Origin of the sequence: Tsukamurella sp. 8F (genome assembly GCF_029167375.1) — a bacterium.
Classification (GTDB): Bacteria; Actinomycetota; Actinomycetes; order Mycobacteriales; family Mycobacteriaceae; genus Tsukamurella.
Genome location: NZ_JARFTP010000011.1, coordinates 101,701 through 116,651, shown reverse-complemented (window position 1 = coordinate 116,651; position 14,951 = coordinate 101,701). Strand labels below are relative to the sequence as shown.

Here is a 14,951-nt window from a genome sequence, read left to right as displayed (position 1 = left end):
TATCGCCGTCGACCGCAGGAGCACCACCGTGACCAGCAGTAGCGCACCCGAATTCACGCTCTCGACCACCTCGTCGGACACGGCGGACGTATTGGTCCTCGGCCTCACGAAGGGTGACGACGGCCCGGTGCTCGCCCCCGGTTCCGACTTCCTCGACGAGGGCGCAAGGGCGTCCATCCTGTCTGGCCTCGCGCTCGTGGGCGCCACAGGAAAGGCCGGAGAGGTCACCCGGATCCCCGCCGACGGCGGTGCCGTCACCTCGGTGCTCGGAGTCGGTCTGGGTGCGGCGGACGAGCTCACCGCCGACGGTGTGCGTAAGGCCGCCGGCAACGCGGCGCGGGCTCTCGAGGGAGCGACCTCCGCGGTCACGACGCTGTCGGCACTGGACCTGGCCGCCACCGTCGAGGGCTTCGCGCTCGGCGCCTACCGCTTCGCCGAGTTCCGCTCGGAGAAGTCCGCCCCCAAACGCGCGCCGCTCGGCTCGGTGGTTCTGCTCGGCGCAGCCGGCGACGAGGCGCAGTCCGTGGTCGACACGGCCGTCGCGACCGCGGACGCCGTCGCCACCGCGCGCGATTTCGTCAACACCCCGCCGAACGCGTTGTACCCCGCCGAGTTCGCCGAGCGTGCCCGCGCGCTGGGCGAGGCCGCGGGTCTCGAGGTCGAGGTCTTCGACGAGGAGTACCTCGCCGCGGGCGGCTACGGCGGCATCGTCGGGGTCGGGCAGGGGAGCTCGCGCCCTCCGCGGCTGGTACGCCTGTCCTACGCCTCCGGCGTCGAAGGCGCCAAGAAGGTCGCTCTGGTCGGTAAGGGCATCACCTTCGACACCGGCGGCATCTCCATCAAGCCCGCGCCCGGCATGGAGAACATGACCTCCGATATGGGAGGCGCAGCAGCGGTCGTCGCCACCGTCGCTCTCGCCGCGCGGTTGAAGATCGCCGTCGACGTCGTCGCCACCGTCCCGATGGCCGAGAACATGCCGTCCGCGACCGCCCAGCGTCCCGGCGACGTGCTCACCCAGTACGGCGGCACCACGGTCGAGGTCCTCAACACCGATGCCGAGGGACGGCTGATCCTTGCCGACGCGATCGTCCGCGCGTGCGAGGACGGACCCGACTACCTGATCGACACCGCGACGCTGACCGGGGCGCAGATGGTCGCGCTCGGCACCCGTACCCCGGGTGTCATGGGCACCGACGCATTCCGCGACCGGGTCGCCTCGCTGTCCCGCTCCGTGGGAGAGGGCGGCTGGCCGATGCCCTTCCCCGAGGAGCTGCGCGCCGATATCGACAGTCGCGTCGCCGACCTCGCCAACGTCGGCCCGAGCCGGTGGGGCGGCATGCTGCTGGCGGGCGTATACCTGCGGGAATTCGTGTCCGACGGCGTCCAGTGGGCACACATCGACGTGGCCGGCCCGGCGTTCAATACCGGTGGGGCCTGGGGATACACACCGAAAGGTGGTACGGGCGTACCGGTACGCACCATGCTCGCGGTGCTCCGGGACATCGCCGCAGAAGGTTGATCCGCACGACCTCCGCAGCGTGACGGGCGCGGCGGGTAGGGTTTGAGTCCGGTGGCGGACACACCCGCCGTCACAGGATTTATCCGCGATATCACGCAGCAACCGGCCCGATATCGACCAAGCTAGCCATAACCACGCAGCAGAACTACACGAGGAGTCAACGACCATGGCCTTCTCCGTCCAGATGCCGGCGCTCGGGGAGAGCGTCACCGAGGGCACCGTCACCCGCTGGCTGAAGCAGGAGGGCGACACCGTCACCGAGGACGAGCCCTTGCTCGAGGTGTCGACCGACAAGGTCGACACCGAGATCCCGTCGCCGGCCTCGGGCGTGCTGCTGAAGATCCTGGCTCAGGAGGACGATGTCGTCGAGGTCGGCGGAGCTCTGGCCGAGATCGGTGACGCCGGCGAGAGTTCCGACTCCGCTCCCGCACCCGCCGCCGAGGCGGAACCCGAGCCTGCTGAGACTCCTGCTGCCGAGTCCGCACCAGCCGAGTCCGCACCAGCCGAGTCCGCACCAGCCGAGTCCGCACCAGCGAAGTCATCGTCGTCGGGCGGGTCTGCGTCCGGCACCGAGGTCAAGATGCCGGAGCTCGGCGAGTCCGTCACCGAGGGGACGGTCACGCGCTGGCTGAAGGCCGTAGGCGATGACATCGCCGTCGACGAGCCGCTGCTCGAGGTCTCGACCGACAAGGTCGACACCGAGATCCCGTCTCCGGTCGCGGGCACCCTCCTCGAGATAAAAGCCGAGGAGGACGACGTCGTCGCCGTAGGTGGAGTGCTGGCGGTCGTCGGTGACGCGGATTCCGCACCCGCCGCTGCCTCCGAACCCGCCGAGAAGACGGAACCTGAACCCGAGCCCGAGCCCGCCCCCAAGCCTGAGCCCAAGGCGGAAACCGAGCCGGAGGCCAAGGCGGAGGCCGAGCCCGCAGCTGCGTCCGCTCCCCCGGCGGCGTCGGAGTCGACACCCTATGTCACTCCTCTAGTGCGCAAGCTGGCCGCCGACAACAACGTCGACCTCAACACCGTCAAGGGCACCGGTGTCGGCGGACGCATCCGCAAGCAGGACGTGCTCGCAGCCGCGGAGGCAGGCAAGACGCCCGCCGCTGCTCCGGCCTCCGAGGCGGCGGCACCGGCGGCTTCACCGGCACCGGCGGCACCCAAGGGTGTGCGTCCCGAGCTGGCATCGCTGCGCGGCACCACCCAGAAGATCAACCGCATCCGGCAGATCACCGCCAAGAAGACCCGCGAATCGCTACAGGAGTCCGCGCAGCTCACGCAGGTGTTCGAGGTCGACTTCAGCCGTATCGTCGCACTCCGCGCGAAGGCGAAGGCGAGCTTCAAGGCGAACGAGGGCGTCAACCTGACGTACCTGCCGTTCATCGCGAAGGCCGTTGTCGAGGCGCTGAAGCTGCACCCCAACGTGAACGCATCGATCGACGAGGCGGCCAAGGAGATCACCTACCACGGCGTCGTCAACCTCGGCATCGCAGTCGACACGGAGCAGGGCCTGTTGTCGCCGGTTATCAAGAATGCCGAGGATCTGAGCCTGGCCGGGCTGGCCCGCGCCATCTCCGACCTCGCCGACCGCACGCGCAACAACGGCCTCAAGCCCGACGAGTTGTCGGGCGGCACGTTCACCATCACCAACATCGGCAGCCAGGGTGCGCTGTTCGACACCCCGATCCTGGTCCCGCCGCAGGCCGCGATGCTGGGCACCGGCGCGATCGTCAAGCGCCCGGTCGTGGTGACCGACTCGGCCGGCACCGAGTCCATCGGTATCCACTCGATGTCGTTCCTGCCGCTGACCTACGATCACCGCCTGGTCGACGGCGCCGACGCCGGCAGGTTCCTCACCACGATCAAGCATCGTCTCGAAGAGGGCGCGTTCGAGGCCGATCTGGGCCTGTAAGTGGCTGATCGGTCGATCGCGATCGCGGGCTCGTCGGGGCTCATCGGCACTGCTGTGTCGGAGGCCCTGACGGCCCGCGGCGATGCGGTGGTCCGGCTCGTCCGGTACGACTCACCGTCGGGCACGGGGAAGAGCATCCGATGGGACCCCGAGGGTCCCGAGCGCCCGGACCTGACGGGCTTCGATGCCGTGATCGACTTCTGCGGCGCGCCCATCGCCGGTCAGCGGTGGACGGGCGCGGTCAAGCAGGAGCTGCGGGATTCGCGACTCGCGCCCACGCTGGCACTCGCGGACGCCGTCGCCGCCGCCCGCGTCCCGGTATTCCTGAACGCCAGCGCGGTCGGCTTCTACGGGGACGCCGGCGAGGGCGTGTGTATCGATTCGGGTGTCGACGCGACGCCCAACGGTGACGGCTTCCTCGCCGAGCTCTGCCTGGACTGGGAAGAGGCCACTGCCGCCGCATCAGATGCCGGCACACGCGTCGCGAAGCTGCGCTTCGGCCACGTGCTCTCCGCGAGCGGCGGCCTGCTCCCCCCGATGCGCAGACTCCATAGGTTCGCGCTCGGCGGCCGCATCGGCAGCGGTCACCAGTACCTGCCGTGGATCGCGATCGACGACGCGGCACGCGCGGTCCTGCACGTCCTGGACGGGAACCTGTCCGGCCCCATCAACGTCACCGGGCCCGACCCCGTGCGGCAGGCGGCGTTCAGCGACGCGCTGGCACGCTTCGTCGGGCGGCCGGCACCGTGGGTCGTGCCCCGAACCGTCGTGCGGCTGGCCGCCGGTGAGATAGCCGACGAAGGCCTGCTCGCCTCACAGCGCGCCGTGCCGAAAGCATTGCGCGACGACGGTTTCCACTTCGCGTACCCGCGACTCGACGCCGCCCTCGCCGCCGCGTTCGACGCGCCGTACGGCCGGGCGTAACGTCGCTACCATGACTCGCTCCGCCCGCGCCGACTCCCGCCCACTCGAGGTGCGCGACCTCGGCACCGTCGACTATCGGGAGACCTGGGACCTGCAGCACCGGCTTGCGGGCCGTCGTGCCGACCAAGAGATCGGTGACACGCTGCTCCTGCTCGAGCACCCGTCCACGTTCACGGCGGGACGGCGCACCGAGCCCGCCGACCTCCCCTCCGACGGCAGTCCCGTCGTCGAGGTGGATCGCGGCGGCAAGATCACGTGGCACGGTCCGGGGCAACTGGTCGGCTATCCCATCGTGCAACTCGCGTCGCCGATCGACGTCGTCGACTACGTGCGCCGCATCGAGCAGGCCCTCATCGAAGTGTGCCGGGGATACGGGCTGGAAGCGGGCCGAGTCGAGGGGCGGTCCGGCGTGTGGCTGCCCGCGGGCGGTGGTCGCCCCGAGCGGAAGGTCGCGGCGATCGGTATCCGCGTCACGCGCGGCGTGACCATGCACGGGTTCTCCCTCAACTGCGACAACAGCTTCGCGGGATTCGACGCGATCATCCCATGCGGCCTACGCGACGTGGGCGTCGCCTCCATCTCGGAGGAATCAGGTCGGGAGGTCACCGTCGCGGATGTGCGCGACGCAGTGATCGACGCCGTCCAAAGGTCTCTCGACGGCGACCTCCCCGTCACCGAGGCCGACATCCGGACCGCGCCGCCCACGATCCCGTCCGGGATCTTCACACCGGTGGCGCCATGACCGAGCGCATCTCGTCCTACGACCGCCACGGACTGACCTTCGACGTCCGGGACAGCGGACCACTCGACGGGCCCGTCGCCGTTCTGCTGCACGGCTTTCCACAGACATCGACATCGTGGGCCGCTGTATCGGCGCACCTGAACGAGCGCGGGGTCCGCACCATCGCCCCGGATCAGCGCGGCTACTCCCCCGGCGCGCGTCCGAAAGGCCGGTACAGCTACCGCGGCAGCGAACTCGCCGCCGACGTCGTCGCGCTGCTGCGGCAACTCGGCCGCCCCGTGCACCTCGTGGGCCACGACTGGGGTTCGGCGGTCGCCTGGTCGGTCGCGGGTGGGAACCCCGACCTCCTCGCGTCGCTGACCGCCGTCTCGGTGCCACACCCCGCGGCGTTCCTGCGCTCGATGCTGCGCTCGAGCCAGGCGCTGCACTCGTGGTACATGGCGGCCTTTCAGATACCGCTGTTGCCCGAACTCTCGGCCCGCCGGCGCCCTGAGGTCTTCGACGCCATGCTCCGCCACTCGCGGATGACCGACGAGCACATCGCGACCACCCGGCGGGAGATCGTCGACTCGGGTGCGCTCCCCTTCGCGATCAACTGGTACCGCGGCATGCCGTTCGCAGGACCGGCCTCGCTCGCGAACCGCATCCAGGTACCGACCACGATGGTGTGGAGCGATGGCGACGAGTTCATAACCCGCCGGAGCATCGAGCTGACCGCGGACTACGTATCCGGTCCGTACAAGCTGGATGTGCTTCCAGGCGTTAGCCATTGGATTCCCGAGGAGAAGCCGGCGGAGCTCGCCGACGCCGTCTGCAATCGGATCGAACGCGGCGCCTAAGGCACTCCTCACCTCGCTGTGCGGTACCGCCGGATGATCTGATCATGCATCAGCCGGCGCATTTGCGGCCGGCCCGTGCTCGTCACTCGCCCGCGGCGAAGGCCCACGTATGCGCCCATAGCTCCAAGGGCCCCAGAGCCAACAACAGCGACTTCCCGTGCACCGTGAGGCGGTAGACCCCATCGTCGGTCTGGGTGACGATATGCGCCTCCGAGAGTTCGCTGAGCCGCTGCGACAGCGTGCTCGACGAGATGCCCTCGATCGCGGACCTCAGATTCGAGAATCGAACCGACCCGAAGCGCATCTCCCAGATGATCCGCAAGGTCCACCGCCGCCCGAGCAGGTCGAAGGCGGCCATCAGCGGCCGGCCCGTCTCCGACCCGCGTACGCGCCGACCGGGCAGCGGGATCCGGCCCTCATCGGAATCATCCATGTGACTTACACCACCTCGCAGCCTCTGGTCGGACAACATCACGCACCCTACGGTGTTGTGCCGCCGAGCGTCGCGCACTAGCGTCCGATCAAACCGATTCTAGTTCGAATTCTGGACCGAGGGCGCAACAGCAGCGCCGCTCACGGGCGTTCCGGGCTTCGATCGATGTACGACCGGAGGCCCACATGACCGAACGCCACTCGACCACTTCCGACGCATGAGGTCCGCCTGGAGCCGGTTCAGGCACTGGACCGTCCGATACGCGGCCTGGGTCCTGCTGTTCTGGGTCGCCGTCGCCGGAGTGCTGAACGTCGCTGTGCCGCAATTGGAGCAGACCGTGCACAAGCACTCGGCTCCCTTCATCCCCGGCGATCTACCGGGCGTGGCCGGACTGAGAGCGATGGCCACGGAATTCGGCACCGCACCGTCGACCGCCCAGGGCAACGTCGTGCTGGCCTCGGACAGCGGGATCGGTCCACAGCAGCAGCGCTACTACGCCGAACTGGTGAAGCGACTGCAGGCGGACACCGACCACGTCGCGTACCTGCTCGACGCGTACGGCCGCCCGGCCGCCCGGGACGTCGCGCTCAGCCCCGACGGCAAGGCCGTGAACCTGGTAGTCGCCGAGGTGGGCGACGTCGGGTCGACCCGCGCACAGGAGAGCACGGACGCGATCCGGGAGACGATCGCCGATATCCGTCCTCCGGCCGGAACCACCGTCCAATTCACCGGTGTCGCACCGACTCTCTCCGACCTCTTCACCGCGATGGATTCGTCGCTCCTGGTGATCACCGCGGTGTCGGTCGTGCTGATCTCCGCCCTGCTGCTCCTCACCTACCGGTCGATCGGCGCCGCGCTCGTGCCGCTGCTGACCATCGGCATCTCCCTCGGGGTCTCACGGCCCATCGTGTCGCTGCTGGGCGAGCATCAGATGATCCCCGTGTCCAACTTCTCCATTGCGATCATGACGGCGATGGTGCTCGGCGCCTCGACCGACTACGCGATCTTCGCGGTCGCAGGGTTCCACGAGGGCCGCCGTCGCGGCCTGCCGGCCGACGAGTCGGCTGTGGCCGCGTCGCAACGCGTCACCCGCATCATCGTGGCGTCCGCGCTCACCATCGCCGCAGCCAGCGGCGCGATGATCTTCTGCAAGGTCGGGATCTTCGTCACTGCGGGCATGCCTACGGCCATCTCGATCGCGGTCTCCTGCCTCGTCGCCCTGACGGTGCCCACCGCGCTTCTGCGGCTGCTCGGCGCGCGGGGGTGGGTCGAACCGCACCGCAGCACCGAGCGACGGTGGCGGCGGACCGGCGCGTGGGTGATGCGGCGCGCCGCGCCGCTGTCGGCGGTCGCACTCGTACTCCTCGTCGCATCCGCGGCGATCCTGCCCACAATGGTCGTCGGCTTCGATGAGAACCGTATGCAGTTGCGCGCCACAGACTCTCGCAACGGATACGAGACCGTCACGAGGCACTGGGGCGTGAACGAGGCCGCGCCGGAGTTCCTGCTGGTCCGCGCCGACCACGACATGCGCAACACCCGCGACCTCGCCGCGCTCGAGGCCGTTGCGATCGGCGTGAACAACCTGGACGAGGTGGCGTACGTCCGGTCCATCACCCGCCCCGAGGGGAAGCCGATCGCGGAGTCCGCCGTGGGCTACCAGACCCGCCGCGTCGCCGACGGACTCGGCGATGCGCACAAGCAGGTCGCCGAAGCATCGCCCCAGCTGAAGGCGCTCGCCGCGGGTGTCGACCGGCTCGACGCCGGTGCTGCCGATGCCGCGCAGCGCGTCCCCGCTCTCGTCGACGGGACCCAGCGGGTCGTGGGTCTCGCTACCGGCGTTCTCGACACCCTCGAGTCGGCGCAGCGGGCGCTCGCCACCGCGAGCGACGGCACCGTCACCATCGATCAGGCGACGACGATGTTGCGCACCGCGGTCTCGTCGCTCACCACGGCCGCCGACGCCGTACGTGCCGCGCAGGAGCGTCAGGCCTCGTCGGTGGCCGGATTGACGACGGTGTTCGGGCCGCTCCTGCGCGGCGGGACGTGCGCAGCCGGCATCGATTGCGCAGCTGCCCGCAGAGCGTTCGCCGACCTCGACCGAGCCACCGGCGGGACTGCTGCGCAGGCGATCCGCGCCGCCACGGAGGCCGGCGTACTGCCCGCCGGAACGGGGGCGCGGGCATCGTCGGCACTCACCCAGGCGGACGACGCGCTGACCCGCATGCAGACCCTGCTCGCCGGACTCGACGGCCTGTCTCCCGCGCAGACCAAGAGCCGGCTGGCGCAACTCACGTCCGGCGTCTCCGAGCTCTCCACCGGACTGCAGGCGCTGTCGGGCGGGCTGGGCCAGGTCAAGACCGGCACCGACCAGGTCGTAGCCATGACGGCCCGACTGCAGGCAGGCCTCGGCACCGCGACCGACTACCTGGATGGGATGTCGAAGGCCACCACCGACGGGCCCGGACGCGGCTTCTACCTGCCGGAGCAGGGACTGCGTTCGGACCGCTTCGTCGACGGGGCGCGGGTGCTGATGTCGCCCGATGGACGGACGGCGCGGATGCTCGTGGTGTGGGCCGTGAATCCGTACTCGGCGCAGGCCCTGGACGCCTCGTCGAAGATCCCCGCGGCGGCGCGCGCTGCGGCGCAGGGCACCGTGCTCTCGAATGCGAGGTTCGACGGCTTCGGCCTCGCGTCGATATCCGCCCAGATGCGGGCCCAGGTTCTACGCGACTTCCGGCTCTTCGGTCTCGTCGCGGTGATCGGCGTGTTCCTGGTGTTGGTGGTGCTACTGCGCTCGCTGGTGGCGCCAGCCCTCATGGTCGCCACCGTGGTGCTGTCGTTCGCGGCGGCGGCCGGAGCCAGTGTCCTGCTGTGGCAGCACATCCTGGGTATCGACGTCGACTGGTCGGTGCTGCCGATCTCCTTCATGGCCCTGGTGGCAGTGGGAGCGGATTACTCGATGCTGTTCGCGGACCGGATACGCGAGGAGGCGGCGGGTAATTCGACGGTGCGCGGGGTGCTGCGCGCCTTCGGGTCGACCGGCAGCGTGATCACCACAGCGGGAATCGTGTTCGCGATAACCATGTTCGCTCTCATGTCCGGCAGCGTGATCAACCTGCTGCAGATCGGCTCCACGATCGGAATCGGTCTGCTGCTGGACATCGCCGTCGTGCGCACGATCTTCGTCCCCGCCGCGATGACCATGCTCGGCGAGCGCATGTGGTGGCCGTCGCGCGCAGAGTGACACCGATGCGGGGCGGAGTGACGGATTCGGGGCAAAGCGTAGGATCGAGCGGGTGAGTACCCCTCCAGTCTCGTCCGGCAACACCCCGTCCGGATCCCCCTCGGAGCACCCCCGCAAGCTGCTGCGGCTCGAGGTCCGCAACGCGCAGACTCCGATCGAGCGCAAGCCGAGTTGGATCCGCACCCGCGCCAAGATGGGCCCCGAGTTCACCGAACTCAAGGGGCTGGTGAAGCGTGAGGGCCTGCACACCGTGTGCGAGGAGGCCGGTTGTCCCAACATCTACGAGTGCTGGGAGGACCGGGAAGCCACGTTCCTGATCGGCGGCGAGCAGTGCACACGACGCTGCGATTTCTGCCAGATCGATACGGGCAAGCCCGCGCCGCTGGACCGTGACGAGCCGCGCCGCGTCGCCGAGAGCGTCCAGGCGATGGGGCTGCGCTACTCCACCATCACCGGCGTCGCCCGCGACGACCTACCCGACGAGGGCGCCTGGTTGTACGCGGAGACCGTGCGCCAGATCCACAAGCTGAATCCGAATACGGGCGTCGAGAACCTGATCCCGGACTTCCACGCGAAGCCCGACCTGCTGGACGAGGTCTTCGACGCACGCCCGGAGGTGTTGGCGCACAACCTGGAGACCGTTCCCCGCATCTTCAAGCGGATCCGGCCGGCGTTCCGGTACGACCGGTCGCTCGACGTGATCCGACAGGCCCGTGCGTTCGGGCTGGTCACCAAGTCAAACCTGATACTCGGGATGGGCGAGACCCCTGACGAGGTGACCGCGGCTATGCGCGACCTGCACGACGCGGGCTGCGACATCATCACCATCACGCAGTACCTGCGGCCGTCGCCACGGCACCACCCTGTCGAGCGCTGGGTCAAGCCCGAGGAATTCGTCGAGCACACCGCCGCCGCCGAGGAGATCGGATTCGCAGGCGTCATGGCCGGTCCCCTGGTCCGCTCCTCCTACCGCGCGGGCCGCCTGTACGCCAAGGCGATGGCGCATCACGGCCGTGAACTGCCCGAGGCGATGCTCCACCTGACCGAAGAGGGCAGCGCCGCACAGGAGGCCACGTCGGTCCTCCAACGGATGGCGTGACGGCACACCCGGGGCGAGGCACTGGCGGAGCCGATTAGTCTGTAGGAATGGCACGGAGCAACGATCCCGCCGCCGATCGGGCCAAGGCGGCCAAGGCGGAGGCGAAGAAGGCGCGCAAGACCGCGTCCCGCGAGCGCTGGAAGCAGATGTGGCAGGCCTTCCAGATGCAGCGCAAGGAGGACAAGGCTCTCCTCCCGCTGATGGCAGCGGTGTTCGTCGGCACCATCGTCGTTGCGATCCTGATCGGGCTGCTGATCAGCAAGTGGTGGCTGTTCCTCATCGTGGGCGTACTGCTGGGTGCGCTTCTGGCGTTCATCCTGTTCACTCGCCGGCTCGAGCGCAGCGTCTACACGAAGAACGAGGATCAGCTCGGCGCAGCCGGATGGGCTCTGGACAACATGCGCGGCTCGTGGCGAGTCACCCAGGGTGTCGCGACCACGACCCATGCCGATGCGGTGCACCGCGTGATCGGCCGACCGGGCATCATCCTGGTCGCCGAGGGCGACGCCGGTCGCGTCAGAGGCCTTCTCGCGCAGGAGAAGAAGCGCGTCGCCCGGCTGGTCGGCGACACGCCGATCTACGAGTTCACGGTCGGCAAGGGCGAGGGCCAGGTCCCGCTGCGCAAGCTGCAGCGGACCCTGCAGAAGCTGCCCTCGAACATCTCGGGCGACCGGATGGACTCGCTCGAGGGCCGGTTGTCGGCGCTCGGTTCCCGCTCCGGTGCGCAGCTGCCCCGCGGCCCGCTGCCCCAGGGCGCCAAGATGCGGTCGATGCAGCGCACCGTCCGCCGCCGCTCCGGAAGGTAGCGACCGACGCGAAACCCGCGGGCGCGCCGACCTCGCCCCTAGCGTGCGCGGATCAAGACCGTGCCCGTAGCGCGGTCGTGCATGCCGCGGCCGTCGCCGTCCTGCAGCAGCGGCGGTACCAAGAACACGATGAACAGGCCCCGAGCCAGTGCTCGGATCAGCCCGACCCGCAACCCGGCGCCCTCTACCCGTGCCACGCGGATGCCGGTGAAGTACTGCCCGGGGCTGAAGCCGAAGAGGGTCACCGACACCACCCCGACCACGTACCAGAGCGCGAGCGTGGCCAGGCTGAACGAATTCGAGCCGTACCCCACGACCGCGGCTGCGATGAGGCCGCACGGCACCCAATCGACGAACAGCGCTAGCACGCGCTGGCCGGCCGATGCCACGGAACCCACCCCACGCTCCGGCAGACCGACCCCCGCGCCCTTGTAGGCCCCGTGCGCATCGGGGGGCAGCGCCGCCGAGGCGCCGGACAGCCAGGAACCGGTAGTGCGACCCATACCAGACAGGGTACGTCCACCCGCACTTCGCGGGTGTTCCGGTGCAGGTCGGGGCCCATGTCCGGACGCGTAACACCGATGAAACATTGCGTTAGTTCTCGGGCAACACCATGTCCATAACGTCTCCGACGTAATCTCGGGGGCGAGCCGAGCGCTCGCTGCACCGAACGAAGAAGGAGCGAATCCCAAGGTGTTCACCACAAAAGAAGAACTGCTCGATTACCTCGCGAAGGAGAACGTCGAGTACGTCGATATCCGCTTCTGCGACCTGCCCGGGGTCATGCAGCACTTCTCGATCCCGGCCGAAGCGTTCGACGAGAGCGTCTTCGAGGACGGCCTCGCGTTCGACGGTTCCTCGGTCCGCGGCTTCCAGTCGATCGACGAGTCGGACATGATGCTCCTCCCGGACATCACCACCGCGCGCATCGACCCGTTCCGCGCCGCCAAGACGCTGAACGTCTCCTTCTTCGTCCACGACCCGTTCACGCGTGAGGCCTACAGCCGCGACCCGCGTAACATCGCGCGCAAGGCCGAGGAGTACCTGAAGAGCACCGGCATCGCCGACACCTGCTTCTTCGGCGCAGAGGCCGAGTTCTACATCTTCGACTCCATCTCCTACGACTCGCGGATCAACGGCTCGTTCTACGAGATCGACTCGATCTCCGGCTCGTGGAACACGGGCCGTGCGGTCGAGGAGGACGGCTCCCCCAACCTCGGCTACAAGGTCCGCAACAAGGGCGGCTACTTCCCCGTCGCGCCCTACGACCACTACGTCGACCTGCGCGACAAGATCTCGACCAACCTGCAGAACGCCGGCTTCACGCTCGAGCGCGGCCACCACGAGGTCGGCACCGCCGGCCAGGCCGAGATCAACTACAAGTTCGACACGCTGCTGCACGCGGCCGACGACGTCCAGCTCTTCAAGTACATCGTCAAGAACACCGCGTGGCAGGAAGGCAAGACCGTCACGTTCATGCCGAAGCCGCTGTTCGGTGACAACGGCTCGGGCATGCACGCGCACCAGTCGCTCTGGAAGGACGGCAAGCCGCTGTTCTACGACGAGGCCGGCTACGGCGGACTGTCGGACGTGGCGCGCCACTACATCGGCGGCATCCTGCACCACGCCCCTTCGCTACTCGCGTTCACCAACCCCACGATCAACTCGTACAAGCGGCTCGTGCCGGGCTATGAGGCACCGATCAACCTGGTGTACAGCCAGCGCAACCGCTCCGCATGCGTGCGCATCCCGATCACGGGCAACAACCCGAAGGCCAAGCGCATCGAATTCCGCTGCCCCGACTCCTCGGGCAACCCGTACCTGGCGTTCGCGGCGATGATGATGGCCGGCCTGGACGGCGTGAAGAACAAGATCGAGCCGCACGCCCCCGTCGACAAGGACCTCTACGAGCTCCCGCCGGAAGAGGCCAAGGGGATCCCGCAGGCGCCCACCTCCCTGCCTGCCGTCATCGACCGGCTCGAAGAGGATCACGAATACCTCACGGCGGGCGGCGTCTTCACCGAGGACCTCATCGAGACCTGGATCAACCTCAAGCGCGACAACGAGATCGCTCCGGTCAACCTGCGGCCGCACCCCTACGAGTTCGAGCTGTACTACGACGTGTGAGTCGTAGCCGCTGACGAGCCCGGCCCGCGCAGTGATCTTCGGATCGCTGCGCGGGTCGTTCGCCGTCTCAGGGGTGACCGTGCCGTGCAACCTCGGCGCGGAATGCCGCCGCGCCCGTGCCGGCGGTGCCCAGCACCACTCGGCGGACGAACGCTCCTACGTCCGCACCGGTGGTCCCCTCGGGCAGCGCCCCGGCGATCTCGTCGATCTCCGCTGGGGTCAAACCGAGCCCCACCGTGCGCCGCGCCAGTATCGCTGCAAGCGCGGCAGTAGATGGGTGACCGACATCGATGACGCTGTCGAACCTCGCCGCCCGGGTAGCGGCGCGGTCGAGCGACTTCGCATCGTTGGTGGTCGCGAGCGTGAGCACCTCGGCCGCCTGGTCCATGCCGTCGAGCACGGACAGCAGGTCGGAGAGGGCACCGTCGCCCCCGGCCCCCCGCCGCCCGACGACGAGGTCCACGTCGTCGAGCACCACGACGCACGGTCCCAGCTCGGCAGCCGCGGCATAGACGGGACCGAGCCCGCAGGCGATGCCGTCGGCACTCGCCACGATCACGGTGAAGTCTCCCACCAGCTCGTTCGCGACCGCCCGTGTGACCGCGGTCTTCCCCACGCCGGGCGGACCGCACAGCAGGACGCCACGGGAAACGCGGAATCCGAGTCGCCGCAGCTCCGCGGCGCCGCTCGTCACCGCGCGGACCGAGAGATCGATCTCGTCCCACACCGCGTCCTCGACGACGACGTCGGATCGCACGCCTCGGAGTTCGAACGGCTCCAACGCTAGACCGCGACGAACCATCTGAAGCGCCTTGCCGCGCAACGGGTTGAGCTCGCGCGCAGCGACGACGATGTCACGACGCACATGCACCGTCGATTCGAGATCTTCTGTGCGGGTTACGATCCCGACGATAATGTCCCCACACCCGTCGGTTGTGCACCGCAACACGACGGGTGCACCAGAGAGTGTGTGGGCAGGGAAGGCGAACGACGCAGTCTGCGGGATGCGGGCGTCGCCGGCCACCGCCCACGACGGTGGCGCGTCCCCGGTGCCCGGGCCCACCTCCGGGTCGTAGCGGTCTAGAAAGCTCATGACGGCGAGTGCGGTCGCCGTCGAGGTGGCCGCCGTGGTGATGAGTTGGACGACGGTGTGGCATTCCTGCGGCTCGCCCAGTGCGACCTCGGCGAACGTCCGTGCTGTGCGGCGGGTGGGCGTCGTGATCGTGTCGCCGAGCAGCGTGCGGACGACCTCGACCGCTCGCATCACATCCTGGCTCTCTCCTGTCATATCGATGGGCACCGGCCG

The 14,951-nt window shown here is 68.9% G+C and carries 12 protein-coding genes; 9 read left to right on the top strand and 3 right to left on the bottom strand.

Going from position 1 to position 14,951, the window contains the following annotated elements:
• Positions 1 to 28 precede the first annotated feature (28 nt).
• From P0W64_RS11040 to P0W64_RS11020, 5 genes are all read left to right on the top strand, one after another.
• The gene (locus P0W64_RS11040) at positions 29 to 1,519 is read left to right on the top strand and encodes a leucyl aminopeptidase (RefSeq protein WP_275480144.1); all 1,491 of its coding nucleotides are present in this window, start codon (positions 29 to 31) and stop codon (positions 1,517 to 1,519) included.
• A 166-nt stretch (positions 1,520 to 1,685) separates the two neighbouring features.
• Positions 1,686 to 3,428: a 2-oxoglutarate dehydrogenase, E2 component, dihydrolipoamide succinyltransferase gene (gene sucB, locus P0W64_RS11035; protein WP_275480143.1), complete on the top strand. Its 1,743-nt coding sequence runs from the start codon at positions 1,686 to 1,688 to the stop codon at positions 3,426 to 3,428.
• Positions 3,429 to 4,352: a TIGR01777 family oxidoreductase gene (locus P0W64_RS11030; RefSeq protein WP_275480142.1), complete on the top strand. Its 924-nt coding sequence runs from the start codon at positions 3,429 to 3,431 to the stop codon at positions 4,350 to 4,352. It abuts the gene before it with no gap.
• Positions 4,353 to 4,362: 10 nt separating this feature from the next.
• Positions 4,363 to 5,094, top strand: a complete 732-nt coding sequence (gene lipB / locus P0W64_RS11025) for a lipoyl(octanoyl) transferase LipB (RefSeq protein ID WP_275480141.1) — start codon at positions 4,363 to 4,365, stop codon at positions 5,092 to 5,094.
• Entirely contained in the window at positions 5,091 to 5,933 is an 843-nt protein-coding gene (locus P0W64_RS11020) for an alpha/beta fold hydrolase (protein ID WP_275480140.1), read from the top strand. Before lipB ends, P0W64_RS11020 begins: the two co-directional genes overlap by 4 nt.
• Before the next feature lie 82 nt (positions 5,934 to 6,015).
• On the opposite strand, the gene P0W64_RS11015 is transcribed toward P0W64_RS11020, so the two are convergent.
• Positions 6,016 to 6,366 (bottom strand): helix-turn-helix domain-containing protein, encoded by a 351-nt coding sequence (locus tag P0W64_RS11015; RefSeq protein ID WP_275480139.1) that lies wholly within the window; start codon positions 6,364 to 6,366, stop codon positions 6,016 to 6,018.
• Between the two features lie 217 nt (positions 6,367 to 6,583).
• Here P0W64_RS11015 and P0W64_RS11010 point away from each other — a divergent pair, with 217 nt between their 5' ends.
• The 3 genes from P0W64_RS11010 to P0W64_RS11000 are packed head-to-tail and all read left to right on the top strand — an operon-like array spanning position 6,584 to position 11,518.
• Positions 6,584 to 9,613: an MMPL family transporter gene (locus P0W64_RS11010; RefSeq protein ID WP_275480138.1), complete on the top strand. Its 3,030-nt coding sequence runs from the start codon at positions 6,584 to 6,586 to the stop codon at positions 9,611 to 9,613.
• Between the two features lie 52 nt (positions 9,614 to 9,665).
• Complete coding sequence (lipA, locus tag P0W64_RS11005) at positions 9,666 to 10,712, top strand: lipoyl synthase (RefSeq protein ID WP_275480137.1); 1,047 nt, start codon at positions 9,666 to 9,668, stop codon at positions 10,710 to 10,712.
• Between the two features lie 47 nt (positions 10,713 to 10,759).
• On the top strand, positions 10,760 to 11,518 hold the full coding sequence (locus tag P0W64_RS11000) for a DUF4191 domain-containing protein (RefSeq protein WP_275480136.1): 759 nt from the start codon (positions 10,760 to 10,762) through the stop codon (positions 11,516 to 11,518).
• Between the two features lie 38 nt (positions 11,519 to 11,556).
• On the opposite strand, the gene P0W64_RS10995 is transcribed toward P0W64_RS11000, so the two are convergent.
• Positions 11,557 to 12,021, bottom strand: a complete 465-nt coding sequence (locus P0W64_RS10995) for an RDD family protein (RefSeq protein WP_275480135.1) — start codon at positions 12,019 to 12,021, stop codon at positions 11,557 to 11,559.
• 190 nt (positions 12,022 to 12,211) lie between these two features.
• Between P0W64_RS10995 and glnA the strand changes: the two genes are divergently transcribed.
• Positions 12,212 to 13,645 (top strand): type I glutamate--ammonia ligase, encoded by a 1,434-nt coding sequence (gene glnA / locus P0W64_RS10990; protein WP_275480134.1) that lies wholly within the window; start codon positions 12,212 to 12,214, stop codon positions 13,643 to 13,645.
• 67 nt (positions 13,646 to 13,712) lie between these two features.
• Here glnA and P0W64_RS10985 read toward each other — a convergent pair whose 3' ends face one another.
• A complete protein-coding gene (locus P0W64_RS10985; RefSeq protein WP_275480133.1) occupies positions 13,713 to 14,945 on the bottom strand; it encodes an ATP-binding protein in 1,233 nt (410 codons plus the stop codon).
• Positions 14,946 to 14,951: the final 6 nt, after the last annotated feature.

Coding starts and splice junctions, on each gene's coding strand:
- sucB (WP_275480143.1), top strand. CDS start 1,686: ATGGCCTTCTCCGTCCAGATGCCGGCGCTCGGGGAGAGCGTCACCGAG.
- lipB (WP_275480141.1), top strand. CDS start 4,363: ATGACTCGCTCCGCCCGCGCCGACTCCCGCCCACTCGAGGTGCGCGAC.
- P0W64_RS11020 (WP_275480140.1), top strand. CDS start 5,091: ATGACCGAGCGCATCTCGTCCTACGACCGCCACGGACTGACCTTCGAC.
- P0W64_RS11015 (WP_275480139.1), bottom strand. CDS start 6,366: ATGGATGATTCCGATGAGGGCCGGATCCCGCTGCCCGGTCGGCGCGTA.
- P0W64_RS11010 (WP_275480138.1), top strand. CDS start 6,584: ATGAGGTCCGCCTGGAGCCGGTTCAGGCACTGGACCGTCCGATACGCG.
- P0W64_RS11000 (WP_275480136.1), top strand. CDS start 10,760: ATGGCACGGAGCAACGATCCCGCCGCCGATCGGGCCAAGGCGGCCAAG.
- P0W64_RS10995 (WP_275480135.1), bottom strand. CDS start 12,021: ATGGGTCGCACTACCGGTTCCTGGCTGTCCGGCGCCTCGGCGGCGCTG.